Here is a 26,205-nt window from a genome sequence, read left to right on the forward strand (position 1 = left end):
CGACGGTTCCTTTCGTCTAGAAGCTCGGCGTTGCGGTTGGCACAAAGTCGGCCGTGTCGGTCGATTCGTAGTTGAAGGTGACGTCCTTCCACGTCTCCAGGGCCGCCTTGAGCGGCGTGCACCATCTGGCGGCCTGTTCGAGGATTTTGGTTCCTTCGCGCAGGTAGTCGCGGCCCTCGTTGCGGGCGAGGATCATCGCCTCCAACGCGACGCGATTGGCCGTCGCGCCGGCCTGGATGCCGTCAGGATGGCCGATCGTGCCGCCGCCGAACTGCAGGATGACATCCTCGCCGAGATAATGGATCAACTGGTGCATCTGGCCGGCATGGATGCCGCCCGAGGCGACGGGCATCACCTTGTTGAGCGAGGCCCAGTCCTGATCGAAGAACAGCCCGGTTTCGAGGTTCTGCGGCGTGCGCTCCTCGCGCAGCGTGTCATAAAACCCCTTGATCATAAGCGGGTCGCCTTCCAGCTTGCCGACCACCGTGCCGGCATGGATGTGATCGACGCCGGCCATCCGCATCCATTTGCAGATGACGCGAAAATTCATGCCGTGGTTCTTCTGGCGCGAATAGGTCGAATTGCCGGCCCGGTGCAGGTGCAGGATCATGTCATTGCGACGTGCCCACTTGGCCATCGACTGGATCGCCGTGTAGCCAATGACGAGGTCGATCATGACGATGCAGGAGCCAAGCTGTTTTGCAAATTCGGCGCGCTCGTACATGTCCTCCATCGTGCCGGCGGTGACGTTTAGATAATGGCCCTTTACTTCGCCGGTAGCGGCCGACGCCTTGCTCACTGCCTCCATGCAGTAGAGGAAACGGTCGCGCCAATGCATGAAGGGCTGTGAGTTGATGTTCTCGTCGTCCTTGACGAAGTCGAGGCCACCCTTCAGTGCCTCGTAGACGACGCGGCCGTAGTTGCGGCCGGACAGGCCAAGCTTCGGCTTCGTCGTCGCGCCGAGCAGCGGCCGGCCGAACTTGTCGAGCCGCTCGCGTTCCACCACGATGCCGGTCGCCGGGCCCTGGAAGGTTTTGAGGTAAGCCACCGGGATGCGCATGTCCTCGAGCCGCAAGGCCTTGACGGCCTTGAAGCCGAACACGTTGCCGATGATCGATGCAGTCAGGTTGGCGATGGAGCCGGGCTCGAACAGGTCGAGGTCGTAGGCGATATAGGCGAAGTACTGTTGCTCGATCCTGGTGCCTGGACCTGTGTTCGGCACCGGCTCCGATTTGAACGCCTTGGCGCGGTAGAGCTCGCAGGCGGTCAGCCTGTCGGTCCATACCACGGTCCATGTCGCGGTAGAGGATTCACCGGCGATGGCGGCGGCCGCCTCCTCGTGGTCGACGCCGGGCTGTGGCGTGATCCGAAACATGGCGATCAGGTCGGTCTCCTTGGGCCGGTAGTCCGGCTCCCAGTAGCCCATCTTCTTGTAGGGGATGACGCCCGACCTGTAGCGTTCCTTGCCTTCCTTGAGCGTGCCTGCTGAGGGCATGTCGATCTTGTTCATGGCAGGTCTCCTGTTTGCCGCTCAGGCGGCTTTCGCGGTTGCGATTTGGGGGTCGAGCTTTCCTGCGGCGTAACGTTTCGCCATCTCATCCATGGCGATCACCCTGATCTTCGACGCGTGGCCTGCGGTGCCGAAGCGTTCGAAGCGATCGCGGCAAAGGTCGCGCAGGGCGTCCATGGCGGGTTTCAGGAATTTACGCGGATCGAATTCGCGCGGGTCCTCCGTCGCGACGCGGCGGAACTGCCCGGCCATGGCCATTCGGCAATCGGTGTCGATGTTGACCTTGCGCACGCCGTAGCGGATGCCGCGCTCGATTTCCTCGACCGGGACGCCAAAGGTCTGGGGCATCTCGCCGCCATAGTTGTTGATGATGTCCTGCAGTTCCTGCGGCACGGAGGAAGATCCATGCATGACCAGATGAGTGTTGGGCAGTTTCTCGTGGATCGCCTCGATCACCTGCATGGCCAGGATGCCGCCGTCGGGCTTGCGGCTGAATTTATAGGCGCCGTGTGAAGTACCGCAGGCGATCGCCAGCGCGTCGACCCGGGTGGCGGTCACGAAGTCGACCGCCTGATCGGGATCGGTCAAAAGCTGGTCGTGGGAAAGCGCACCTTCGGCGCCGTGCCCGTCCTCGGCCTCGCCCTGGCCGGTTTCCAGCGAGCCGAGCACGCCGAGCTCGCCTTCGACCGAAGCGCCGACCCAGTGCGCCATGCGTGCGACGCGTTCGGTGATGGCGACATTGTAATCGTAGCTCGCCGGCGTCTTGGCGTCCGCCATCAGCGACCCGTCCATCATCACCGAGGTGAAGCCGTGGCGGATCGCCGACAGGCAGGTGGCTTCGTTGTTGCCGTGATCCTGATGGATGCATAGCGGAATGGCCGGATGGATTTCGGTCAACGCCTCCATCATCTTGGCCAGCATGATGTCGTTGGCATAGGAGCGAGCGCCGCGCGAGGCCTGGATGATGACCGGCGCATCGCAGGCCCTGGCGGCCTCCATGATGGCGAGGCCCTGTTCCATGTTGTTGATGTTGAATGCGGGCACGCCATAGCCGTGCTCGGCGGCATGGTCGAGAAGCTGGCGAAGGGTGATGCGGGCCATTGTCGGGTCCTCTTAGCTGCGGAAGTTGGGCTAGATGATGAGCTTCAGCGCCGCTGCGGCGATGGCTTCGGGCGTGATGTCGAAATGCCGGTAGAGATCCGGGGCAGGGGCGCTGGCGCCGAAACCGGCCATGCCGACAAAAGCGCCGGTGTCGCCGATCCAGCGGTCCCAGCCGAGCCGCGCCGCGGCTTCGACGGCAATGCGCGGCGCCGAGCCGAGGACGGACTTGCGGTAGTCCGCATCCTGCTCCTCGAATAGTTCCCAGCACGGCATCGAGACGACCGCGGCGGCGATGCCGTGCTCGGCTTCCAGCCGTTCGGCGGCGGCAACGGCGATCTCGACCTCAGACCCGGTGGCGATCAGCGTCACGGCGCGGTGCTCGGCTGGCTCGCGCAGGATGTAAGCGCCCCGGCTCGACCGGTTCTCGTCGCTGTGTGCCTCGTCGCTTTGTGCTTGGCGCAGCATCGGTAGGGTCTGGCGCGAAAGCACCAGCACGCTCGGCCGGTTCTCGCTCTTCAGCGCCAGTTCCCAGCACTCCGCCGTTTCTATGATGTCGGCCGGACGGAAGACGTTGAGGTTCGGCGTGGCCCGCAGCATTGCCAGATGCTCGACCGGCTGGTGGGTCGGACCATCCTCGCCGAGACCGATGGAATCATGCGTCATCACATAGACAACGCGCTGGCCCATCAGCGCCGAGAGCCGCATCGCGCCGCGCGCATAGTCGGCGAAGCACAGGAAGGTGCCGCCATAAGGCACGAAGCCGCCATGCAGCGCGATGCCGTTCATGGCTGCTGCCATGCCGTGCTCACGGATGCCGTAGTGAATGTAGCGGCCGGCATAGTCATCAGGCGCTATGCGATCCATCCCCTTGGTGATCGTCAGGTTCGAATGCGTCAGATCGGCGGAGCCGCCGACGGTCAGGTCGGTTGCGCCATTGATCGCAGCGAGCGCCATTTCGGAGGCTTTTCGCGTTGCAACCTTGGTCGCCTTCTCGACATGCTCCTTGCGGAAAGCGCCGAGTGCTTCGAAGACCGCATCGGGCAGGGTGCCCGCGACCGCGCTCTCGAAGGCCTCGCGCTGCGGCGAGGTGGCAAGCCGCTGCTGCCAGGCGCGGCGTGCCGCTTGCCCGCGGCCGGCAATCTCGCGCCAGGCGAAAAGGATATCGTCCGGCACCTCGAACGGCGCGTAGGCCCAGCCGATGTTTTCGCGCGTCGCGGCGATCTCCGCATCGCCCAGCGGGGCGCCGTGCGTCTTTTCCGAACCAGCCAGATTGGGCGCTCCCTTGCCGATCACCGTGCGGCAAGCGATCAGAGACGGCTGGTCCGATTGCTGTGCCGCTTCGATTGCCGCCGCAACGGTTTCGGCGTCGTGGCCGTTCACCGACTGGACATGCCATCCAGCGGCTTTGAACCGTGCCGGCTGGTCCATCGACGTCGACAGCGAAGTCGGTCCGTCGATCGAGATCGCATTGTCGTCCCAAAAGACGACCAGCCGGGAGAGCTTCAGGTGACCGGCAAGATCGATCGCCTCATGGCTGATGCCTTCCTGCAGGCAGCCGTCGCCAGCGATCGCGTAGGTGAAATGGTCGACGAGATCGGCACCGTAGCGGGCAGCAAGCATGCGCTCTGCCAGCGCCATACCGACAGCCGTCGAAATGCCTTGTCCAAGAGGACCGGTCGTCGTCTCGATGCCAAGCGCATGGCCATGTTCCGGATGTCCGGCGGTGCGGCTGCCCAGCTGGCGAAACCGCTGCAATTCCTCGATCGGCATGTCTGCGTAGCCGAGCAGATAATGCAGCGCATATTGCAGCATCGAGCCGTGCCCGGCCGAAAGCACGAAGCGGTCGCGATCGGGCCAGTTGGGGGCCGACGGATCGATGTTGATGAAGCGGCTGAACAGCACCGTCGCGACGTCGGCCATGCCCATCGGCATGCCCGGATGACCGGAATTCGCCTTTTGGACGCTATCCATCGCCAATGCGCGAATGGCGTTGGCCATGTCGCGTTCCGAGACGGCGGCGACGGGCTTCAATGCTGCGGCTTGGCTGTTCATGGCGTCCTCCTCACGACACACGGTTCTTGCGTTCGATCAATTGCAGGATGAGCGGTGTCAGGATCAGCTGCATGGCAAGGTCGAGCTTGTTGCCGGGCACCACTATGGAATTCGGCCGCGACATGAACGAGTCGTGGATCATCGAAAGCAGGTAGGGGAAATCGATGCCGCGGGGATTGGCGAAGCGGATAACCAGCATCGATTCGTCGGGCGTCGGAATCCAGCGCGCGATGAATGGATTGGACGTGTCGACGATCGGCACGCGCTGGAAGTTGATGGCGGTCTGCGAAAACTGCGGGACGATGTAGCGGACATAGTCCGGCATGCGGCGCAGGATCACGTCCATCACTGCCTCGGTGGAATAGCCGCGCGTTGCGCGGTCGCGATGGATCTTCTGGATCCATTCGAGATTTATGACCGGCACCACACCGATCTTGAGGTCCGCGTGCCTGGCCAGGTTGATCTTGTCGGTGACGACGCAGCCATGCAGGCCCTCGTAGAAGAGCAGGTCGCTCGGCGGAAATTCGCGCCATTCGGTGAAATGTCCCGGCGGCGTGCCGTACTGCTTCTCTTCATCCTCGTCATGGATGTAGGTGCGGGTCTTTCCGGTTCCCCGGCGGCCATATTCCTCGAATACCTCTTCGAGGATTGCCAGTTCATTGGCCTCGGCATGAAAGTGGGTGAAGTTCGGATTGCCTGCCTTTTCCTCCTCGGCCACCTTGGCTTTCATCGTGGCGCGGTCGTAGCGATGGAAAGCATCGCCTTCGATGAAGGCGGCCCCGATGTTCTCGCGCCTGAAGATCAACTCGAAGATGCGCTTGACAGAGGTAGTGCCTGCGCCCGACGACCCGGTGATGGTAATGATGGGGTGCTTTGCCGACATGATCTTCAGGCCCTGAAAAGGCCGCGGCGGCTGAACAGCGGCGCGCGCTCGCCAATGGCGCTCGGCTCGGTGTGGTAGCGGGTGATGCGCGCGACTTCCCGCGCCGATCCGAAAATCATGGGCACGCGCTGGTGCAGGCTCTCGGGTTCGATTTCGAGGATGCGGGTGATCGTATCGGTGGCGGCACCGCCCGCCTGTTCGATGAGATAGGCGATCGGGTTTGCCTCATAGACGAGGCGAAGTCGCCCCTGCCTGTAGCCCTTGCGCTTGTCGCCTGGATACAGGAATACGCCGCCGCGCATCAATATGCGGTAGCAGTCGGCGACCAGGGAGGCGATCCAGCGCATGTTGAAGTCCTTCTCGCGTGGGCCTTCGGTGCCTTCGAGGCAGTCGTCGATGTAGAGCCTCACCGCCTCGTCCCAGTGCCGGTAGTTGGCGGCGTTGATGGCAAATTCCTGGGTACGCTGGGGGATGACCCGGCTCTCGTAGGCCTGGACGAAGGTGCCGAGCCTGGCTGAGAGAACGAAGACATGCGTGCCGCTGCCGAGAGACAGAACGAGCGCCAGCTGCGGCCCGTAGATGAAGAAACCGGCGCCCAGCTGGTTCACCCCTGCCTGCAAAAATGTGGCGGCCGGATTCTTATCCGGCGCACCAATTGCAGGGAGAAGCGAGAAGATCGTTCCGATCGACACGTTGGTGTCGATGTTGGAAGAGCCGTCGAGCGGGTCGATGGCGATGGCGAGAGGCGCTTGCGGGTCGAGAAGCACCGGCTGCTCCAGTTCCTCGGAAGCGTAGAGCGCGACCGGAGCGTGGCGCATGGCATCGAGAAAGATGTCGTCGGCGAAGACATCGAGATCCTTCTGAACATCGCCGTCAGCATTGGCGCCACGGGTTCCGGCAAAGGCGGTGCCGAGTACCCCTTGATTGATGGTGTTGCGAATCGTGGTGGCCGCCTGCGTCAGCCGACGGACGGTCACTACGACCGCGGCGCGCAGTTCGTCCGGCTCGCCGAGATAGGAGTTCAGAAAAGCGTCGAGCGTTGCCGCTGGCATCGTAACCTCCCCATCCAGCCGCCTCTCCTCGGATCGGCCGGATTGGGGAATGAAAACAAACGACGCTGGATAAGTAAAATTCAATAACTTTACTTTGCCACTAAAAAAATTTTAGTATGCTATATGAGAAACCTCACGCTCAAGCAGTTCAAGACCGTTCAGGCAATCGTCGCCCACGGGAAAATCGTCAGTGCAGCCAAGGTGTTAGGCCTGTCTCCTCCAGCGGTGACGATCCAGTTGCGGCAGGTTGAGGAAGAGTTCCAGCTGGCCTTGTTTGATCGGACGGCGGACGGTATGCGTCCCACTGCCGCAGGTCTTGCCTTCGTCGAAACGGCACAGGCCATCGAGGAGCGGCTTCGTCTGCTCGAAGACAAGATGGATGCGATCAAGGGCGTGCGCGCCGGCAGCTTGCGACTCGGTGTCGTTTCCACGGCCAAATATTTCGCACCGCGGCTGATGGCTGCCTTCATGAAGGAACATCCCGACATCGACATGCGGCTTGCCATTGGCAATCGCGCCGAGACGATCGACAGTCTGAAGAATCACGACATCGACATCGCGCTGATGGGACGCCCGGCGAAAGAAGTCCCGGTGCGTGCCTCGGTCTTCGGCGATCATCCGCTGGTCATCATCGCGCCGCCCGACCACCCGCTGGCCTCGGTGCGCGAGATATCCAAGGAGCGGATCGCCCAGGAACATTTCCTCATTCGCGAGTCCGGCTCCGGCACGCGCATCTCGCTGGAAATATTTTTGAGCGACGTGCCTGGCCGCATTGACGATCTCGGCGTCGAGATGGGCTCGAACGAGACGATCAAACAGGCGGTGATGGCCGGGCTCGGCGTCGCCTTCATCTCTGCCCACGCCATCGCCTCGGAAATCGAGGCTGGCCGGCTGGTCATCCTCGACGTCGTCGGCATGCCGATCCGCCGGCAATGGTTTTCGGTGATGCGCAGCGATCACGCGATCTCGCCGGCGATGGCGACCTTTCACGATTTTCTGATGCGCAAGGGCGCGATGTACCTGCCGCTGTTCGGCAAGCTCTATCCGCACGAGGAGCCGAACACCGAACGTCGCGCGAGTTAGGGCGCGCGGCCCAAGGCAAACACTTCAGACAAACGATGGTGCGTACCAGCGGCTGATCGGCTGTGATCTCCAGACCGACGTCCACGAGCCGAGGATCGGGAGGCTTCGCTGGTGGCACGCATTTGCGGAGCCGAGGCGACCCGATCCAAGCGCTGGGCCACGGGGTAGCGCCCCCGCGTTCACGGAACGGGTGGGCTTTGACTGAGTTCTGCTAGCCAACAATTGGTTCGGCGACAGCTTCTTCGAGGCCAGCTGCCGCTTGGGCGGCAAGACCGCGGGCTGCTGCTTGTGAATCGTAGAATTCCTCAAGTGCATAGACTCTGCCCCACCGCAGGGTGAACACGTGGAGACCACGGTTGACGTACGTCACGTCGCTGGACCTGATCCACTCGTTCAAATAGTCGGCCTCTGGCAAATACGGCGTGTGGCCGCCCATCACGCGGCGCGGGATCGGACAGGACTGTTCCGTCCCTGGATATTTGTGGGAAGCGTTGGCGGTTTCGAAATTGACTGATTATCGCGCAGTGCCCCCAAAAAGCTCTCTCGATTTTTGCGGGCACGCAGAGGATTCAACTATCGCGCCGATCATTCTGCGCGCAGCGCTTCGATCGGCTGTAATCTTGCAGCCTTGCGGGCGGGATAATACCCGAAGAAGACGCCTACAGCCGCGGCAAAGCCGATAGCCAGCAGGACGGCACTGAGGTCGATGATCACGGGCCATTGGGCGATAGCGCCAACGGCGATTGCTGCAGCAATCCCAATAGCCGCACCTAGAATGCCGCCGAGCAAGGCCAGCGCTGCTGCCTCAACGAGAAATTGGGCAAGGATATCTCGCCGTCGCGCGCCGACCGCAAGCCGCAGTCCGATCTCGCGGACCCGCTCCGTCACCGTCACGAGCATGATGTTCATGATGCCGATCCCGCCCACCACCAGCGAAATTGAGGCCACCGCCGAAAGCAGCAGCGACACCACGCGTGTCGTCGAACCCTCGACATTCGCAGCTTCGGCGAGGTTGCTCACCAGGAAGCTGTCTTCCTGACCCGTCCGCAATCGGTGGCGCTGCCACAGAAGGTTGCGGATAGCTGCCATCGTGTCCTCGGCGGAGGCCCAATCGGCAAACTTGACGGTGATGTTGTGGACGAACGTCGGATTGGCACGGCTCGTGCCGATGAACTGACGGCGGACGGTCCTCAGCGGCACAAGTGCCACATCGTCCTGATCATCGCCCCACACGCTCTGACCCTTCCGCTCCAGCAGTCCGATCACCGTGAACGGCACGTCGCGGATGCGAATCGCAGCGCCTACCGGATCGGCTTTTCCGAACAACTTCTCCCGCATCGTCGTTCCGAGAAGCACCACGTTGGCGACCCGTTTGTTGTCCGCGGGGGTTATCTCCTGCCCGGCGATAACGCGCCATTCGCGGGCCGAGAAATAGTCCGGCGTCACGCCGCGCACCACTCCTTGCCAATTGCTGGAGCCGATCGTGAATTGCTCGCGGGCGTGGAGGAGTGGCGCGGCCACTACGACGCCCGAAATTTCCATTCCGATTGCCGCCGCATCCTCTTCACTCAGCCGCGGCGCGCCACCGGCCCCAAGCCGAACACTGCCCATCTTGGCACTGCCCGGACTGATGCTGATGAGGTTGGCGCCGAGACTGCGGATCTGGGCTGCGATGCGTTCGCGCGCACCAACTCCGATCGCGATCATCACCACGACGGCTGCAACACCGATGATGATGCCCAACATGGTGAGCGCGCTCCGCAGATGATGGGAGCGTAACGATCGCAGTGCCGTTCTTGTGCTACCGGACATCGTTGTAAGCCAGCGATAGATGGCGAGATCGGGCCTGTTGCGCGACAGGAGTGTCGGACACGACGTGACCATCTCGAAAGGCCACAATGCGATCGGCATGGGCAGCAATCTGCGCCTCATGGGTGACCAGCACAATGGTCAGGCCCTCCGCATTGAGGCGGCGCAGAATTGCCATGATCTCCAGCCCGGTCTGGCTGTCGAGCGCACCTGTAGGTTCATCGGCGAGCAGAAGTAAAGGCTCGGTCACCAAAGCACGGGCAATGGCAACGCGCTGTTGTTGTCCGCCTGAGAGTTCGGCAGGAGTATGTCTGGCCCGATCGGCGAGCCCTACCCTGGCCAGCATCGCCAGGGCTGCGCGCCGCCGCTCTCCGGCCCACATGCGGCGATAGACAAGCGGCAGTTCCACATTTTCCAACGCGCTGGCCCGCGGCAGCAGATTGAACGACTGAAACACGAAACCGATGTTGCGATTGCGGATCGCAGCGAGCTCATCGTGATGAAGTCCGCTGACGTTAACCCCGTTCAGCCGATAGCCGCCTTCGATGGGACTGTCGAGGCAGCCCAGAATGTTCATAAAGGTAGACTTGCCTGATCCAGAAGGTCCCATCACCGCGACGAATTCGCCGCGTTTAATCGACACGCTCACCCCTTCGAGCGCCCACACCGGCCCTCCGCCAATGCGGTAGCAATGGCGCAGCCGGTCGACTTCGATGAGAGCCATGGATGCCTCACCGCAACCGGAACTTGACCAGGACGGAAGACGCCTCATCGTCCCGATGCGGAGCAGTGGCAAGCCCTGTGATGACCTGCTGCCCCCCGGTCAGGTCGCCTGCCAGCACCTCTGTTGTACGACCGTCGGTGATTCCAAGCCGGAGCGAAACTAGCTTCGGCTCGCGGTCTGGGCCAATTACAAATACCTCGCCCGGGCTCCCCACTCCTGCGCCTGTTTCGATGGGCGGCGCGGTTGAGCGCCCCTCGTCCCCGGTATCGCTCGGCGGCCGAAAGCGCAGGGCCGCATTGGGTACTTTTAAGACTCCCTGTCGCTTAGCCACTATCACGCTGAGATTGGCTGTCATGCCTGGCAACAGCAGCTCATCGCGATTTTCGGCGCTAACGACCACTGTGTATGTGACGACGTTTTGAACGACCTGCGGCGCTTTGCGAATCTGCTTCACCGTGCCGGTGAAAATTCGGTCTGGATACGCATCGGCGGTGAACGTGACCGGCTGCCCAATCGCAAAACGGCTGATATCGGCTTCCACCACCGAAGCCTCCACCTGCATCTCTGTCAGGTCCTGAGCGATGGTGAACAATATCGGCGTCTGCAGGCTAGCCGCCAGGGTCTGACCGCCACTGACGGCGCGATTGACCACTGTACCGGTGACCGGCGCGCGTACAAAAGTGCGATCAAGGTCAATTTGGGCCTGCTGAAGCACGGCTTCCTTCTGCTTCACCTGGGCAAGCGTATTGGCGAGCTCCGCTTCGGCCATAATGAGTGTCGCCTTGGCGGCTCGAACGGCTGCCGATTGCGACAGTTCCTCCGCTTGGGCGGCGCTCGCCTGCGCCTTGGCGGAATTATGCGCGGTGTTGTCCCGCTCCCACTCACCCACCGCAATAATCTTCTGCTTAGCCAGCGAGCGTTTGCGGTTCACTTCCTGCGCCGCACCATCCAGTGTGATTTCAGCGCGTCTAGTCTGTGCCGCGGCAGAATCATATCTGGCCTCGGCGGTCTCCATCTCGGCCCTGGCCCGCTCGATCTGTGCCCGATGGACGGAAACCTGCGTTTGGGCCATCTCTCGCTCGGCGAGGGCTTGCGCTACTCTTGCTTCGTAAATCTCCGGGTCAACCCGGGCGATGACTTGGCCTTTGGTGACCTTGGAGTTGAAGTCGACATAGAGTTCCTTCACCCGACCCGAGAGCTGAGAGCCGACTTCCACCATAACAAGTGCGTTCAGCGTGCCAGCCGCCTGCACAGTTGTTACGACGTCGCCGCGCTCCACGACTTGCGTGCGATAAGCAGCGGTATCGGGCCGGATCGAGGACGGCTTGAGGAGAGCCGAGAGGTGATTGAAGACCGACAAAACCTGGCCGGAAGTCGCCGATGGCGTCGGTCCCATCGAGCTCTCGGGCGTCACCGCTACGCCGAGGATTACCGTAACGAACAGAATGCTGCGCATCATGTTCTGACCACCTCCGAGCCGGAAGGGAAAGGTAATCCCTTCCGGCTCTTAAATCTGTAGTTGGCAATGACGCAGCGGAGATCACACCGCAATAGAATAAGTTCATGAGCGGCCAACCACATAGACACTGATTCGAATATTTCGGCTGTTACTGCTTGCATTGACCTGGGTTACCCTCGCAGCCCGTCTCGGTCTTGTTGCCGACATTGCCCTTGCCTTCAGCCGTATCCTGCGTTGCCGTGCCGAACGCATTGCCATTCACATCCTTCGTAGTCTCATTGCATACGCAGTCCGGAACCGATCCCGTCTTTGTACAGGAAGCCACGCCAGCGGTGCCGCAGAAGTCTGTGCACTGCGTCGCCGACACGCCAGGACAGGTGTTCTGTGCCAGCGCTCCGCCTGTTCCGAGCAACAGTGTCCCACCAATGAAAGCCGCAGCCGCGGCCACCTTTAAGCCACTAGATCCAATAATCATGTTTTCCTCCCAAGTTTGCCAGAGCAAAGGCGTGCTGCGCAGGCCATCTCTGGCACTGGTCGGCAGCATGAGGGCGCGACAAAGCCCTCGATTACTTTGATCGACTATCGTTTGGAAGATGCGGAAGCTATGAGGCCTTCAGCAGCAAGTCTAGGCCGCCGGGCCTCTCATGACTCTTTCGCGTGAAGCACCCTCCGCAGCGCGCAAAATCGCCGCAATACTTGGCCTGTGCAAATCGGCAGCACTCATTGTCGTGCTCCAGTACGACGTCAGCAGGGATAATATGTCCCTTTGCTAATATATTAACAAAATCTACCGAAGCTGGCAACCAATATCTAGGACACGCCGGTGACATGCCGCTAAATCGATTCGTTGGATGCTATCAATGTCGCTGTCGGGCCCCCACATGGTACGCTATCGATAAGCTCGTTCAACTCGCTGTCTCTCGACCCGCCCTCGTCCTGTTCAGCATCGACCGTCGTTCAGCTAGCCTGTTCTTTCGGAAAACCAGAGGGACATTGCCAACCGTTTCGCGCGACCGCTCTCCAACAAATGGGAAGGGGTGCGGTTCGAGCAGGGCGGCTTTGGCGCCCCGGTGCTGCAAGGGGTGGCGGCGCTGTTCGAGTGCGAACTTGGGCCAGGCATGAGGCCGGCGATCATGTGCTGTTCATTGCCACGGTGAAGCATTTCCGCCGGCCGGCTCGACGAGGCGGGCAAGACGCCGGGCGCCTATACGACGGTGCCGTTCGTGCAAGAGTACTGGGAAGAGGTCTATCCGGTATCGGGAGATCTCGTCATCGGCGGATCTTCGGTCGCAGAGCCGTCGCTGAGTTTTGCCGCGAACACTACGCCTGCCGCCGCCTGGCATCTATCACGGTCCCTTCCGGTCGCACACCGGGTGCCTGCTGCTCGAGCTTCACTACTACGAGACTTACTTTTCTGGATGATGCCTTCGCGCAAAGCGCCTGCCGACGCTCGTGCTCGTCCGCCGCGTGCCTGGGCTTCTATGCTGGCGCTTGGTGCGAAGCCGCGATCGGCCGTCACCGCACCGTTTATTGACCAGAGGTTGGTACGTCTCCGTCCTTCGCCCTCCTGCTAGCCGGGTGATGATCCGCGCGCCGTCGGCATCGACGGTGAACTGAGAGCCGTCGATTTGAATTCATGAGTCCATCCGTCCTACTCGGGCGGCTGTGCCACCAAGACGGCTTCCATCGGTCGAATAGACTTACCGCCCTTTGTTGGCGCCCACTGACGCTCTCAGCCGGTGAGCGGCGGTCAAATCGTCCCCCGAAATGCTGTCGGGCCGTCCCCTCAGGCCGGACGGTGACGACGTGAGACGAGCTAGAACCGACAAACCCATCAAGGCAGGCTTCGCGGTCCGCCGGCCAACGAGGAAGCAGGGCACTTTGAGTTCTGGCCCATTTGTGGCCAGACGTTTGAAAATGGATACTCGGCGAGGTGCTGCATCGTCACATTCCCCAGCATAACTCATTGAAACCAATGCATAGGTGACGCAGGGCCTATCGGGGGCCCTGTCCCATTGTACAGACACATAACTGCCGCCGCGCTGATAGGACGGTAGGACCGATTACGGCGCGTTTCATTTAGGGGGACTCGATAGTGAGTTTGGCGGTGCATGCGGGTTGAGCCAACCCATGACGAATAAGATGGATAAGCCTATCAACCCCGGCCAAAGTATCGTTAATTGAAGGCTAATACACATAGACGCTCGAACGATCAGGGCCTGCCAAATACTTGAGGAAAGCCATGCGAAGGTTCATCTTTACGGCAATGTGCATTGCCGTCGCAACGGCCGCTAACGCCCACGATGGGTACGATGACAAGATTGACCCACAGACGAAATTCAAATGTTGCGGGGGCTTTGATTGCCGCGCCATACCTTCGTCTTCGGTACGGTCCATGATCGACGGCGGTTCCACTTACTTGCCGCATAATTTCAGTAGAGACAGGACACGGGGTGCGAAAAAGCAACGCAAAGACGGCTGATTAGTTATGTCGTAGGTATCTTCGGTATTCTCGCAAATATGGTATTGGCCATCCGGAGACTCCTGTACCCGCTCCCGTGGGATGGTGCGTATCTGCTATCCGGTCACGCTGTTCTTCATTCAGCTGCAAGCTGCGACGCGTTTCGATTGAGAGGGCCGTCCAAGGAGCGTGCAGGCGATCCGCGAGGCGTTTGGTATAGCGTACGAACCCTGCGGCGCGTGGATCCTCGCTGACGCAGACCGGAATGCGTTCGCCGGCCGGCCATGGTCCGACAATGGCACGTGCCTGCATCTGCGTCAGCAATTGCTCGTCGACGCGATCAGCCGTGCGGCGCAGGGCAAGCTCGCGCCGCGCCGTCAGATTGGCTGGCGAGAAGAAATGCTCCAGCGCCCGCTCTGCCTGCTTGGGAATGTAGACCTTGCCTTCCTTAAGGCGTTTGATGAGATCGTCAGGGGTGAGATCGATCAACTCGACGGAATCCGCCCCGTCGAAGATCGAATCCGGAACCGTCTCCTGAACGCAGATTCGTGTAATCTGCGCAACGACATCGTTCAGGCTCTCGATGTGCTGGATATTGACTGCGGTAAAAACGTCGATGCCGCTGTTTCAAGATTTCCTGCACGGCGAGGTAGCGCTTGGGGTGTACGACGCGTCGCCATTGAGCAGCGTTGCGGTGCCGTCCCACTGGGCAAACACGGTAGTATGCCACGGCCAGCCCTTCACCCAGATGTGGTTGACCGTGAGATGGAGATTGGGCAGGACGCGGCCGAGGCGCTCAAACCAGCGGCGCATGGCTTCGTTGTCGTGGCGCTCACCACCAAGCGCGTGGGCGCCGGAAACGCGGTGATGGACATGCGGCGCGAGTGCCTTCACCGCCTCATCCCAGCGATGGTTGTTGACGTGGTCGAAGCTCTCTCGGATCGATTTCTCGACAAAATAACTGTATAGCATTTGACCTCTCTTCCAAGCTTATTTGATGGCGTGATCGAGGGCACCGTGGCGCTCCGTCCGCTGATTCTGATGATGCTCGCCGCCATTGGGGAACGCTGGCGTTGATCCGGTGGAACCTTACTGGTTTCTGTCCGGTGGCCGCTGCCGTGGCCGTCTCTAATACGGCTTTTGCCTGCTCCTGGCGGTCTCGAGAGGACCATCCGAACAGGACGCCCGCCAGCACAATGGCGGGTCTCGTTTTCATGCCCATCTCCTCATATCGAGTAGATTGCGTTCGACCTCTATGTCGGCCGCGCGGAGCGAGAGCGCACGGTCAGCAGCACGCAGGTTGCGGTCTGCACGTCGGGTCAGCGTATTGTCGCGTCGGCTCGCAGATCCATGTCAGTCTCGGTCGAGACCGTCACCTGCTCGCCGGACCTTGAGAACGCGTAAAGCGAGCCTTGGTAGCCCGGCATGGAAAAGGCCACGGAGTCATTTTCGGCGAGACCCATGACGACGCGCAGCGGATCGCCCCCGGTCTTCGGCGCGAAAGTGGCGGTGACCTCCAGGAGGTCGCCGTCGACCGGGACGTAGTAGACCACCATGTCAAGGTGTCCCTCGTGCAGGCTGCCGCCCTCGATCGGGCGTCCGATGGTGACTTCCTCGGCAAAAGCCGGGGTCGCAAGAAACAGCGCGGCCAGGAGCGATGCGTTCAGGGTTTCGCGGAACATTTTCATATCTCCTTTTTAGATTGCGTTCGAACTCTATACAGGCTATAGATTACCAACGCAATCTAAAAAAGAGGTCAACGATGCGCGTAAGTCGTACTCGGGCAGCGGAAAACCGCGAAACCGTAATCAACGTGGCAAGCCGCCTTTTTCGGGAGCGCGGCTTTGACGGTATCGGCCTTAAGGATCTGATGAAGGGTGCCGGACTGACCCAAGGCGCGTTTTACAAGCAGTTCGCATCCAAGGACGACCTGGCGGCGCAGGCGTCCAGGCGGGCGATGGAGAGCGCCACGCATCGATGGTCGGCCGCGACTGCGGCAAACCCCGATGATCCACTTGGTGCGGTGATCGCGTTCTACCTCAGTATGGACCATCGGGGAGAAAAGATGGACGGCTGCCCGATCGTGGCGCTCGGCTCGGATGCCGCCAGACAGGGCAAGGACGTGAAAGCGCCGTTCGAAGCCGGGATCAAGGAGCATCTCGAGATCCTCGGCCGTTTCCTTGCCGAGGCCAATGGCGGGGAGTTCGATGGTAAGGCCATGGCCATTCTCTCGACGATGGTCGGTGCGCTGATGTTATCGCGCGTCATCAACGATCCTGAGCTCGCGCAGGCCTTTCTGGATGCGGCGGCCAATCACGTTCGTGAATCAGCCGGCGCTTGAACGGCGTGGCGGCGCGCCCGAATTGATAGGAAAATAGATGCGACGGATTGTTGTTACGGGCATGGGAGCGGTCACGCCCCTTGCTGCCGATGTTGAAACGTCCTGGTCGCGTCTCCTGGCCGGCCGCTCGGGCATCCGGAGGCTTGTGGATGATGTGGTGGGCGACCTGCCGGCGAAGGTCGGCGGGGTAGTGCCCTCCGCAGAAGAAGATCCGGACGCTGGTTTCGATCCGGAAGCCGTCCTTCCGCCGAAGGATCAGCGTAAGGTAGACCGGTTCATTGTCTTTGCCCTGGCGGCGGCAGAAGAGGCGCTTGCCCAAGCAAGATGGGTCCCCGCCTCGGAACGGGATCGCTTGCGCACGGCCACGATCATCGCCTCGGGCGTCGGCGGGTTCCCGGCCATAACCGAGGCGGTGCGCACGGTCGACCGGCGCGGCGTCCGCCGGCTATCACCTTTTACGGTGCCGTCCTTCCTGGTGAACCTCGCGGCAGGCCACGTCTCGATCCGCTATGGCTTCAAAGGTCCGCTCGGTGCACCGGTGACGGCGTGCGCGGCCGGCATTCAGGCGATCGGTGATGCGGCTCGCCTAATCCGCGCCAATGAAGCCGATATTGCCGTGTGCGGCGGGACGGAAGCATGCATGAATCTTGTCAGCCTCGGTGGGTTTGCCGCGGCACGCTCTCTTTCGACCTCCTTTAATCACCGTCCTGATGAGGCCTCCCGACCGTTCGACAAGTCGCGCGACGGCTTCGTCATGGGCGAAGGAGCCGGCATTCTGGTCATCGAGGAATTGACCCACGCGCTGGCGCGCGGCGCAAGACCGCTGGCCGAGCTTGTCGGCTACGGCACGACGGCTGATGCCCATCACGTCACCTCCGGTCCCGAGGACGGCGATGGCGCGCGCCGGGCCATGGAGATCGCAATCGCCCAAGCAGGGATTTCGCCGCGTGAGGTTCGTCATCTCAATGCCCATGCGACCTCCACGCCGGTAGGCGACCTCGGTGAGATCGAAGCGATCAAGAGCGTGTTCGGGCGCGATTTCGCGATAGCTGTCAGTGCAACGAAATCGGCGACCGGACACCTGCTCGGAGCCGCCGGCGGGCTCGGCGCTATCTTCGCAATCCTGGCACTTAGGGATCAGATGGCACCGCCGACCCTCAATCTGAGCACTCCCGATCCAGCCGGCGACGGGATCGACTTCGTCGCAAACCGGGCCCGGCCGATGGCGATGGGCTATGCAATCTCCAATGGCTTCGGCTTCGGAGGCGTTAATGCCAGCGCGCTGTTCCGGCGCTGGACGGATGATCTGGCCGGTGCGAGCACCGGAGGCGCTCATGATTGACGCCTTTCGCTCCGACCTTTCGGACTTCCCCCACGCCAATTCAATACGAAGAAAGAAGTGACCTCCATGAACAAGACCAATCTAGGCGTCGCCCTAGTGACCGGGGCATCCAGCGGCATCGGGCACACGACGGCCAAAGCCCTGCAGGACGCGGGCTTTCGCGTGTTCGGAACCAGCCGTCGCGCGGTCGTCGACCGATCCGATGGCGTTACCATGCTGGCCTGCGACGTGACCGATGACACGTCCGTGGCGAAACTTGTCCAGGACGTGCTGGCCGAGACCGGGCGCATCGACCTGCTCGTCAACAATGCCGGCGTTGGCCTGCTTGGTGGCGCGGAGGAGTCCTCGATGGCCCAGGCCAAGTCATTATTTGACGTGAACGTCTTTGGCGTTATGCGAGTAACCAAAGCGGTGTTGCCGACAATGCGCCCCCAAGGCAAGGGCAGAATCGTCAATTTGAGCTCGGTGCAGGGGTTCATTCCAGCTCCCTATTTCGCGCTCTATTCGTCGACCAAACATGCCGTTGAGGGCTATTCCGAATCGCTCGACCACGAACTGCGTAATTTCGGAATTCGCGTCGTGTTGGTGGAGCCCGCCTATACCCGCACCTCATTTGAAGAAAATCTCGCCAGGCCGGACCAGTTGCTTGATATCTACGACTCTGCGCGCGCCGGCATGAATGCAGCTGTGCGGAAAGCGATGGAAAAAGGCGATGCGCCGGAAGTGGTGGCCAGGACCGTTTTGGCGGCTGCGACCGATCCCGCTCCGAAGAGGCGCTATGCGGCTGGAAAAATGGCGCGCCAGGTCAGTTTCCTGCGCCGTTTCGTCCCGGCATCCGCATTCGACAAAAGCCTGCGAAAGCAGAACGGGCTTCCGGTCTGAGGTCGACAACAATGATATTCCTGTTTCGGTCGAACCTATGCGAGCGCGCGTTCCAGGAGTTCACATTTTTTGGCGCTGGCACAGCCAGACGCGCATCTTCGATGCGCCAGCGTCCGCGACTTAGCCCTGCGGTCATTGGCGTTAGATTAGCGCCATGTTATATTGCGGCGCGAAAGAGCGGGGGCCACGTTCCTTTCACACCCGTAAGTGATCCGTATGTGCGACCCCTGCAGACTGGTCGGTATCACGGAAGCTCCCGGGCATGGGGTTCGGGATTCGATGGGGACAAGGGGTAATGCTCTACACGCTCGTTATGATGGTCTGCCTGACGGATGTGCCGCAGACCTGTGAACAACGCGAACAGATGGTGGACGGCCTGGCGATGAATCCCGGGACCGCCTTCATGCAGGCGCAATCGCTGGTAGCCCAGTGGATCGGGACGCATCCCGGTTATTTCGTTCAGCGCTGGCGCGTGCTGCCCGGCCGCGGATCGTGATATCCGCCGCGAAGACCGAATGAGGTTCTATTTCTTCGCGGCCAGCGTTTCCGAGACGACCTTGGACAATTGATAAAGCCGCTGCTCGATTATCGTCGGCACTTCACAGACGTAAGTCAGTGATTGGACGCGTTCATTGAAAATTCGCGTTGCGAATTTCAGCTGTTCGGTTCGCCGATCGATCTCTTCGGGATCCGCATCCGGCTTTGCCCGCAACGCATCGACATCGGACGCTTCCTTGCGCAACGCGGCGGCCATTTCGAGCTGCTTGTGGGCGTAACGGGAAATACCGGAGATCACCTGCGAGCGCTCGGCGTCCATGTGATCGAACATACCTTGCACCAGCATCGCCATTTTGGGTGCAAGTTGCTCGGCCGGCAAGGAAGCGGCGAAATCCCTGATCTTCTTTTGAGCTTCCGCAATCGGCATGCGGCGAGCTGCCAGCTCCTCGACCAAGGCGGAGATGGTAGGGTCCTTCGACCAGCCCTTCGCCACTGAAGGAAGGTCCGGTCCGCTCCAGATCTGGCCGAGCGAGAGTTGCGGTACCTTGCGCTGTATGCAGGGCCAGTCTGGATCGGGGTTGGCTGCCATGGCGTTGACGCCCGGCGCGAGCATGGCAACCAGCGCCAGGCCGCGAACGTGAATCATTCGCGCCATCAGGCATTTCCTCCCGTGTCCTGTTTGCGGGTCATGAGGCCGCGCGAAGGGTCGTAGGCGATGATGGCGGCGGCAAGGAACAGCAGCGTGCAGCCGGCAACGACGCCCAGCGACAGCCAGTCGACCTGGCCGTAGAAGGCGAAGCGGATCAGTTCGACGGCGTAAGTAAACGGATTGGCGAGGCAGATTTTGTAGAGCAGGGGGCTAGCCTCCTGGATACGCCACAAGGGATAGAGTGCCGGAGAAGCGAAATAGCCGGGAAAGATGACGAAGTTCATGATGCCAGCGAAGTTTTCGAGCTGCTTGATCATTGAGGACAAAAGCATGCCGAGCGCGCACAGCATCATGCCTGACAGGAACAGCGCCGGCAGCACGGTGAGATAGCCAAGCGGCGGCGCCTTGACGCCCCAGAACCAGGCAACGATCAGGAACGCGTAAACCTGTGCGATCGACACGGCGACACCGGCGAGCATCTTCGAGATCAGTAAAAACCAACGCGGGAAGGGGCTGACCAGCAGAGTGCGCATGTTGCCCATTTCGCGGTCATAGACCATCGACAGCGAAGATTGCATGCCCGAAAACAGTAGAATCATGCCGCACAGGCCCGGCGTGATGTAGACCTCGTAGAGCACGTAGGTCTTGTAGGGCGGGATGATCGATACGCCGAGCACCTGGCGGAATCCGGCTGCAAAAATGAACAGCCAGACGAGCGGCCGAACCAGCGAGGATATAAAGCGCTCGCGCTGATGCAGGAAGCGCAGGCACTCCCGCACGACGATCCCTTTCAGGCAAACGAGGTAGTGGCGGAGCCCAAATTGTTCGAACTTCACCGGCGTGAGGGCGGCGACTTTTGCGGGCATTGCCGGAGCGCTCATGGCGACATCTCCGCGATGCCGCTTGTCTCGATGCGGTTGAGCCTGGAAAAGGCGTCGCGGATCGAACTGGCACCGCTGGTCGCAACGACATCGGTGACCTTACCCTTGGCAACCAGCTCGCCCTGCCGCAGCACGACGACATGGTCGCCGTCTTCGACCTCATCGATCAGATGCGTCGCCCACAGCACGCCGATGCCCTCGGTTTCGACGAGTTTGCGGATGGTGGCCAGAATGCCCGCACGCGACTGGATGTCGAGTCCGACCGTCGCCTCGTCGAGCAGCAGCAGGGAAGGGCGGTGGAGCAGCGCCCGCGCGATCTCGATGCGCCGCATTTGGCCGCCGGAAAGACTACGTGCCTTGTCATGCTGACGGCCCTGCATGTTGACTGTATCGAGCAGTGCGGCAATGCGCTGCCGGGCTTGGTGTCCGCCAATGCCATGCAACGAGGCGTGGTAGGAGAGGTTCTGGTGGACGCTGAGGTCGAGGTCGAGCGTGCGTGCCTGGAACACGATGCCGACACGCCTGAGCGCTTCGCCCGAAGCGCGGCTGACGTCATGGCCGAAGATGCGGATCGATCCGCGGCGGGTGCCGTAAAGATGGCTGATCAGTGAAAACAAAGTTGTCTTGCCGGCGCCGTTGAGGCCGAGCAGAACGGTGAAAGTTCCCGGTGCGATCGAGAATGAGACGTCGTGGAGCGCCCGCTTCGGACCATAGGAATGGCTGATACCGGCAACATCGAGCGCCGCCACCTCCTCTCCAGGTTCGCCTGTCCTCACATGCTGCATGCGGCTGGCTCCTTCGGGGCGCGCTGGTTATCTAGTGCACTTGCAACAGCCCGGCGGCAAAGATTTGTCATGTCGGCCTCCCTGATAATCGATGCGGTCTAGTGGGGCGATATGGCCACGCCCCAAGGCTGCTGGCCCACCGTGATCGATTGAACCGGCTCGTCGGTCGCCGTGTCGATGAAGGTGATGTCGTTGGAATTGCCGTTGGTGGTGATCAGCGTCTTCTGATCGGGGGTGAAGTCGAGATGCCAGACGCGCTGGCCGACCAGGATGTATTTTTCCACCTCGTAGGTTTCGGTGTTGATGACGGCGACGTGGTTCGCTGGGCCGAGCGCGACATAGGCTTTCTTGCCGTCGGCGCTGATCGCGATGCCGACCGGCTGGATGGTTTCGGGCCGCAGCCCCGCAATCGCGAACTGTATCTTCTTCACCACCTCGCGTTTGAGACTGTCGATGACGCTGACGGTGCCGCCGATTTCGGCGCTGACCCAGATCTGTGATCCGTCGGGCTTGAATTGCGCAAAGCGCGGACGCGTGTCGACCAGGACATTGTCGGTCACCTCATGGCTGTCGGTGTCGATGAAATGCGCCATGCTGGTGGTTTCGGAGGTGTTGATCATGGTTTTGCCATCGGGACTGACGGCCATACCTTCAGGCTCCACCCCAACGGGAATCTCGGTCATGACCTGCTTGCTCTCGATGTTGATCGCGGTGACGAGATTGTCGTCCTCGTTGGCGACGTAGAGCGTCTTGCCGTCGGGCGATAGCACGAACAGTTCGGGATCGGGGCCGGATGGCAGCGTGCCCACGATCTGCAGCGTCGCGGTATCGATGATTTCGATCGTATCGTCATCGCTGGCGCACAAATAGATGAACTTGCCATCATGCGAGATGGTGATGCCGCGCGGCCTCTGGCCGACTTCGACGGTCTTCACCACTTGCATCGTCGCCGTGTCGACGACCGTTATCGTATTGTCTTTCTCGTTGGAGACATAAACGGTGTAAGCCCACGCCGGATTGACCATGAAGCCGGTTGCGAGAATGGCGAGTGCGCAAGCTCGTCTCTGCACGAAAATTCCTCCCAATTGGTTCTACTTAAGGACGCATTTGGTTTCCGGCTGATCGACGCCGAGCGTATCGAGCTCGGAGATCTGGTGGAGATAACCCTCCTGTGGCGATGTCGAGACCACGGATTTGGTGTCGCCGAGCAGGATTGGTTGGCGAAGCTGATGGTTCCACTTGCGGAAGGTCAGCTTCTGTCCCTTGAAGGCGGCGACCGAGAAATCATCCGAGCGGATGTAGTCGCTGATCTTCTTCGGATCGTCGCCATTGGTGCGCGTGCTGGCTTCGCCCACCGCCCGCACCGCCGTCCAGGCCGACATATCCTTGGACAGCATTCGCCGGCCGGTCGTCCTCAGGAAACGGCTTTGCATTTGAATGCCACCCCATTGCTCGCTCGCGGGATGCCAGGAGGATGCGACAAGACCGGCCGTGCCAGCGACCAGCCGCGGTGTCCAGGTGCGGTAGGGCACATAGGTTCCGAACACCTCGCTCTCATCGGCAACAAGCACCACGTCATGCTCCGGCAGATCCTGCGTGAACACGGAAATCTGATGCTGTATCTGCGTGGCGCCAGTGTCGGTGCGGCGCGCCGTGCCAGTGTCTTTGAATTCCTTCTCGGCGACGATCTGGCCGCCGAAGCGGGCCGCCGCGCGGCGCAACGCGGCCGCATAGAGATGATCCCGCTCGTGCGAACCATAGAGCAGCACCCAATTCGGCCATTTCTTTACCACGAGATACTGCGCCAGAGCGTCGGCCAGCATGCTTCGCGTCGGCGCCACATGGAAAATGTTTATGCGGCAGTCTTCCTCGCGCAGGCTGTCGTCAGTGGCGCCGACATTGAAGACCAGAACGCCCTTGTCGCGGGCGGTGTCGGCGATCGACAGCAATTGCTTGGCTGAGAGGTCCGCGACAACATAGCGGTCACCTTTGGCAATCAGATCGTTGAACGCCCGAACCGCGTCGGCGTCCGGCTTGACCTCGGCTATGTCGAGGCTGAATTTCTGGCCGAGGAACTTTCCTGTCGTATTGTTGTCGCCGATCGCCACATTGGCGCCGGCGACACCTTCGTCGCGTGGCGGCAGGTCCAGAAGCGAAAGCGCCAATTGCGGCGCGTAGGCCCGCAAATAACCTATTCTGATTTCGGTTATCTTTCTTTCCGGCCTGTCGGTTGCGACCGGTTGCTTGCCCGTCGCTTCCTGGGCCATCAGGTCCGCAGCATTGGCGGTCTGGAAAAAAAAGCACAAAAAGGCCGCGAGAGTGCCTGGCACCGCGCTCGTCATCGATAAAACTGCCCATTCTTGCACTAAAGTCCGATTGTTCCCGGACCAGCGCGAATTCAAGGTGCCCACAATGAGCTTAGCGGACCCCACAAGATTTATCAAAGCCCTGCAAGTGGACTTACGTGTCTGCTTTAGTCCTATAGCTTTTCGGGGATATACGGCGGTGAATGAGCGTGTTGCGGTCTTCGACTCCGAGATCATCCGCAGCAATGCCGGAATGTGAAACTCTATGGGTTGTCTTGGGAGGATTGCCTGATGAAAACGCGCGCCGCTGTCGCCGTTGCCGCCGGAAAGCCGCTGGAGATCATGGAGGTCGACCTCGAAGGTCCCCGTGATGGCGAGGTGCTGGTCGAGATCAAGGCAACCGGCATCTGCCACACCGACGAGTTCACGCTGTCGGGCGCCGACCCGGAAGGCCTGTTTCCGGCGATCCTCGGCCATGAGGGCGCCGGCATCGTCGTCGACGTCGGCAAGGGCGTCACCTCGGTCAAGAAGGGCGACCATGTCATCCCGCTCTATACGCCGGAATGCCGGCAGTGCCCGTCCTGCCTGTCGCGCAAGACCAATCTGTGCACCGCCATCCGCGCCACGCAGGGACAGGGCTTGATGCCGGACGGCACTTCGCGCTTCTCGATCGGCAAGGACAAGCTGTTCCACTATATGGGCTGCTCGACCTTTTCCAACTTCACCGTGCTGCCCGAGATCGCGGTGGCCAAGGTCAATGCCGACGCCCCTTTCGACAAGATCTGCTACATCGGCTGCGGCGTCGCCACCGGCATCGGTGCTGTGATCAACACGGCCAAGGTCGAGCAAGGCGCGACGGCGGTCGTCTTCGGCCTCGGCGGTATCGGCCTCAACGTCATCCAGGGATTGCGCCTTGCCGGCGCCGACATGATCATCGGCGTCGACCTGAACAACGACAAGAAGCAATGGGGCGAGAAATTCGGCATGACGCATTTCGTCAATCCGAAGGAGATCGATGGCGATGTCGTGGCCCATCTGGTCAACATGACCAAGCGCGGCGCCGACCAGATCGGCGGCGCCGACTACACGTTCGACTGCACCGGCAACACCAAAGTCATGCGGCAGGCGCTTGAATCGTCGCACCGCGGCTGGGGCAAGTCGGTCATCATCGGCGTTGCCGGCGCCGGCCAGGAGATCTCGACGCGGCCGTTCCAGCTGGTCACCGGCCGCACCTGGATGGGCACCGCCTTCGGCGGCGCGCGCGGCCGCACCGACGTGCCGAAGATCGTCGACTGGTACATGGCCGGCAAGATCGAGATCGATCCGATGATCACCCACACGCTGAAGCTCGAGGACATCAACAAGGGCTTTGACCTGATGCATGAAGGCAAGTCGATCAGGAGCGTGGTGGTTTACTCGTGAAAGAGGTTCAAATTCGTGTTCGTATCCGGTTCGTCGATTGGGAGAGATCGGAGGTCCATCGAATACAGAATTTCGGAGAGGATCTGTGGCGCAGCTTCAGGGATAATAACCGTATTCAGATCGACTTGGGCGAGATCGATCGTGCGGTGGATGAAATTACCTTTCTCGTGCGCGACACTTTTTTGAAGAGGAGCCTGCCCGAGGTACACCACTTGCTAAAGGTGCACTTCATGGAAACTGAAGCGGTAATCGAAACGGAACCAGCATAGAACCAAGGGAGGAGACAAAAATGCCGGAAAAACTGCATCCTAAAATCGACAATGGACTGCCCAGGGAAAAGGCCGATTTTGCCGGCGGCACGCTGGTCTGCGCCTGCACCAGCAACCCGGTCAAGGTGAAGGTCAAGGGCCAGATCGCCCACAACCATGCCTGCGGCTGCACCAAATGCTGGAAGCCGGAAGGCGCGCTGTTCTCGGTCGTGGCGGTTGCCGCTACAAACGACGTGACGGTGACCGAAAACGGCGACAAGCTGAAGGTGGTCGATCCGGGCGCGCTGATCCTGCGCCATGCCTGCACGGGCTGCGGCGTCCACATGCACGGCCCGGTCGAGCGCGACCACGCGTTCAAGGGGCTGTCCTTCATTCATCCGGAACGCTTCCAGGAAGACGGCTGGTCGCCGCCGGGCTTCACCGCCTTTGTCTCGTCGATCATTGAATCCGGTGTCGATCCGAGCCGCATGGACGGTATCCGGTCACAGCTGAAGTCGATCGGGCTCGAACCTTATGATTGCCTCAATCCCGGCCTGATGGACTATATCGCCACCTGGACGGCAAAAAGATCCGGCGCGTTGCCGGCCTAACGACCAATCAGACATTATCCTTTGGGGGCCGGACGAAATCGCCCGGTCCCATGCGTTGGAACGAACGCAGGCGAGCGCGTAGACGGACGCGCTTCGTAAGTCATTG

At 61.0% G+C, this 26,205-nt stretch carries 25 protein-coding genes and 1 pseudogene; 9 read left to right on the plus strand and 17 right to left on the minus strand.

What is annotated here, in order from left to right; genetic code table 11:
* Positions 1-16 precede the first annotated feature (16 nt).
* Genes AC0L2Y_RS21400 through AC0L2Y_RS21420 form a run of 5 tightly spaced genes read right to left on the minus strand, consistent with a single transcriptional unit; the run spans position 17 to position 6,598 of the window.
* Positions 17-1,510, minus strand: a complete 1,494-nt coding sequence (locus AC0L2Y_RS21400) for a ribulose-bisphosphate carboxylase large subunit (RefSeq protein WP_473559263.1) — start codon at positions 1,508-1,510, stop codon at positions 17-19.
* A gap of 21 nt (positions 1,511-1,531) precedes the next feature.
* A complete protein-coding gene (gene fba / locus AC0L2Y_RS21405; RefSeq protein WP_023678837.1) occupies positions 1,532-2,611 on the minus strand; it encodes a class II fructose-bisphosphate aldolase in 1,080 nt (359 codons plus the stop codon).
* Between the two features lie 30 nt (positions 2,612-2,641).
* A complete protein-coding gene (gene tkt / locus AC0L2Y_RS21410) occupies positions 2,642-4,663 on the minus strand; it encodes a transketolase (RefSeq protein WP_473559265.1) in 2,022 nt (673 codons plus the stop codon).
* 10 nt (positions 4,664-4,673) lie between these two features.
* Positions 4,674-5,546: a phosphoribulokinase gene (locus AC0L2Y_RS21415; protein ID WP_023678839.1), complete on the minus strand. Its 873-nt coding sequence runs from the start codon at positions 5,544-5,546 to the stop codon at positions 4,674-4,676.
* Positions 5,547-5,551: 5 nt separating this feature from the next.
* On the minus strand, positions 5,552-6,598 hold the full coding sequence (locus AC0L2Y_RS21420; protein WP_473559267.1) for a class 1 fructose-bisphosphatase: 1,047 nt from the start codon (positions 6,596-6,598) through the stop codon (positions 5,552-5,554).
* Between the two features lie 123 nt (positions 6,599-6,721).
* Between AC0L2Y_RS21420 and AC0L2Y_RS21425 the strand changes: the two genes are divergently transcribed.
* Positions 6,722-7,681, plus strand: a complete 960-nt coding sequence (locus AC0L2Y_RS21425) for a LysR family transcriptional regulator (protein ID WP_473559269.1) — start codon at positions 6,722-6,724, stop codon at positions 7,679-7,681.
* Positions 7,682-8,266: 585 nt separating this feature from the next.
* Here AC0L2Y_RS21425 and AC0L2Y_RS21430 read toward each other — a convergent pair.
* The 4 genes from AC0L2Y_RS21430 to AC0L2Y_RS21445 form a co-directional block, all read right to left on the minus strand.
* Complete coding sequence (locus tag AC0L2Y_RS21430) at positions 8,267-9,493, minus strand: ABC transporter permease (protein WP_473559379.1); 1,227 nt, start codon at positions 9,491-9,493, stop codon at positions 8,267-8,269.
* A complete protein-coding gene (locus AC0L2Y_RS21435; RefSeq protein ID WP_473559270.1) occupies positions 9,483-10,214 on the minus strand; it encodes an ABC transporter ATP-binding protein in 732 nt (243 codons plus the stop codon). Before AC0L2Y_RS21435 ends, AC0L2Y_RS21430 begins: the two co-directional genes overlap by 11 nt.
* Positions 10,215-10,221: 7 nt before the next feature.
* Positions 10,222-11,673, minus strand: coding sequence for an efflux RND transporter periplasmic adaptor subunit (locus AC0L2Y_RS21440; RefSeq protein WP_473559272.1), 1,452 nt, complete (start codon positions 11,671-11,673; stop codon positions 10,222-10,224).
* 148 nt (positions 11,674-11,821) lie between these two features.
* Complete coding sequence (locus AC0L2Y_RS21445; protein WP_473559274.1) at positions 11,822-12,217, minus strand: hypothetical protein; 396 nt, start codon at positions 12,215-12,217, stop codon at positions 11,822-11,824.
* Positions 12,218-12,653: 436 nt separating this feature from the next.
* Between AC0L2Y_RS21445 and AC0L2Y_RS21450 the strand changes: the two are divergent.
* Positions 12,654-12,830: pseudogene (locus AC0L2Y_RS21450) on the plus strand (flavin reductase family protein); the annotation flags it as partial.
* 1,325 nt (positions 12,831-14,155) lie between these two features.
* On the opposite strand, the gene AC0L2Y_RS21455 reads toward AC0L2Y_RS21450, so the two are convergent.
* From AC0L2Y_RS21455 to AC0L2Y_RS21465, 3 genes are all read right to left on the minus strand, one after another.
* A complete protein-coding gene (locus AC0L2Y_RS21455) occupies positions 14,156-14,623 on the minus strand; it encodes a hypothetical protein (RefSeq protein WP_473559385.1) in 468 nt (155 codons plus the stop codon).
* A 138-nt stretch (positions 14,624-14,761) separates the two neighbouring features.
* Positions 14,762-15,106, minus strand: coding sequence for a nuclear transport factor 2 family protein (locus AC0L2Y_RS21460; RefSeq protein ID WP_473559381.1), 345 nt, complete (start codon positions 15,104-15,106; stop codon positions 14,762-14,764).
* Positions 15,107-15,453: 347 nt separating this feature from the next.
* Positions 15,454-15,816 carry a hypothetical protein gene (locus AC0L2Y_RS21465; protein WP_473559276.1) on the minus strand — a complete coding sequence of 121 codons (363 nt, stop codon included), beginning with the start codon at positions 15,814-15,816 and terminating at the stop codon, positions 15,454-15,456.
* An 80-nt stretch (positions 15,817-15,896) separates the two neighbouring features.
* Between AC0L2Y_RS21465 and AC0L2Y_RS21470 the strand changes: the two genes are divergently transcribed.
* From AC0L2Y_RS21470 to AC0L2Y_RS21485, 4 genes are all read left to right on the plus strand, one after another.
* Positions 15,897-16,475, plus strand: a complete 579-nt coding sequence (locus AC0L2Y_RS21470) for a TetR/AcrR family transcriptional regulator (RefSeq protein ID WP_473559277.1) — start codon at positions 15,897-15,899, stop codon at positions 16,473-16,475.
* 37 nt (positions 16,476-16,512) lie between these two features.
* Positions 16,513-17,817, plus strand: a complete 1,305-nt coding sequence (gene fabF / locus AC0L2Y_RS21475; RefSeq protein WP_352492350.1) for a beta-ketoacyl-ACP synthase II — start codon at positions 16,513-16,515, stop codon at positions 17,815-17,817.
* A gap of 66 nt (positions 17,818-17,883) precedes the next feature.
* Positions 17,884-18,699, plus strand: a complete 816-nt coding sequence (locus tag AC0L2Y_RS21480) for an oxidoreductase (RefSeq protein ID WP_473559279.1) — start codon at positions 17,884-17,886, stop codon at positions 18,697-18,699.
* A gap of 295 nt (positions 18,700-18,994) precedes the next feature.
* On the plus strand, positions 18,995-19,195 hold the full coding sequence (locus AC0L2Y_RS21485) for a hypothetical protein (protein WP_352493646.1): 201 nt from the start codon (positions 18,995-18,997) through the stop codon (positions 19,193-19,195).
* 27 nt (positions 19,196-19,222) lie between these two features.
* Here the strand turns inward: AC0L2Y_RS21485 and AC0L2Y_RS21490 are convergent, their stop codons facing one another.
* From AC0L2Y_RS21490 to AC0L2Y_RS21510, 5 genes are all read right to left on the minus strand, one after another.
* The gene (locus AC0L2Y_RS21490) at positions 19,223-19,852 is read right to left on the minus strand and encodes a hypothetical protein (protein ID WP_473559281.1); all 630 of its coding nucleotides are present in this window, start codon (positions 19,850-19,852) and stop codon (positions 19,223-19,225) included.
* Positions 19,852-20,712, minus strand: a complete 861-nt coding sequence (locus tag AC0L2Y_RS21495) for an ABC transporter permease (RefSeq protein ID WP_352503305.1) — start codon at positions 20,710-20,712, stop codon at positions 19,852-19,854. Before AC0L2Y_RS21495 ends, AC0L2Y_RS21490 begins: the two co-directional genes overlap by 1 nt.
* An 11-nt stretch (positions 20,713-20,723) precedes the next feature.
* Complete coding sequence (locus tag AC0L2Y_RS21500; RefSeq protein WP_473559283.1) at positions 20,724-21,512, minus strand: ATP-binding cassette domain-containing protein; 789 nt, start codon at positions 21,510-21,512, stop codon at positions 20,724-20,726.
* 98 nt (positions 21,513-21,610) lie between these two features.
* On the minus strand, positions 21,611-22,582 hold the full coding sequence (locus AC0L2Y_RS21505; protein ID WP_473559285.1) for a YVTN family beta-propeller repeat protein: 972 nt from the start codon (positions 22,580-22,582) through the stop codon (positions 21,611-21,613).
* A gap of 21 nt (positions 22,583-22,603) precedes the next feature.
* The gene (locus tag AC0L2Y_RS21510; protein WP_473559287.1) at positions 22,604-23,779 is read right to left on the minus strand and encodes an ABC transporter substrate-binding protein; all 1,176 of its coding nucleotides are present in this window, start codon (positions 23,777-23,779) and stop codon (positions 22,604-22,606) included.
* A 330-nt stretch (positions 23,780-24,109) separates the two neighbouring features.
* On the opposite strand from AC0L2Y_RS21510, the gene AC0L2Y_RS21515 reads away from it, so the two are divergent.
* Genes AC0L2Y_RS21515 through gfa form a run of 3 tightly spaced genes read left to right on the plus strand, consistent with a single transcriptional unit; the run spans position 24,110 to position 26,099 of the window.
* The gene (locus AC0L2Y_RS21515; RefSeq protein ID WP_473559289.1) at positions 24,110-25,240 is read left to right on the plus strand and encodes an S-(hydroxymethyl)glutathione dehydrogenase/class III alcohol dehydrogenase; all 1,131 of its coding nucleotides are present in this window, start codon (positions 24,110-24,112) and stop codon (positions 25,238-25,240) included.
* Positions 25,237-25,509 carry a hypothetical protein gene (locus tag AC0L2Y_RS21520; protein WP_473559290.1) on the plus strand — a complete coding sequence of 91 codons (273 nt, stop codon included), beginning with the start codon at positions 25,237-25,239 and terminating at the stop codon, positions 25,507-25,509. The genes AC0L2Y_RS21515 and AC0L2Y_RS21520 overlap by 4 nt, the downstream gene beginning before the upstream one ends.
* Positions 25,510-25,529: 20 nt before the next feature.
* Complete coding sequence (gene gfa / locus AC0L2Y_RS21525) at positions 25,530-26,099, plus strand: S-(hydroxymethyl)glutathione synthase (RefSeq protein ID WP_352492736.1); 570 nt, start codon at positions 25,530-25,532, stop codon at positions 26,097-26,099.
* Positions 26,100-26,205: the final 106 nt, after the last annotated feature.

The organism is Mesorhizobium sp. WSM4830 (assembly GCF_055811495.1).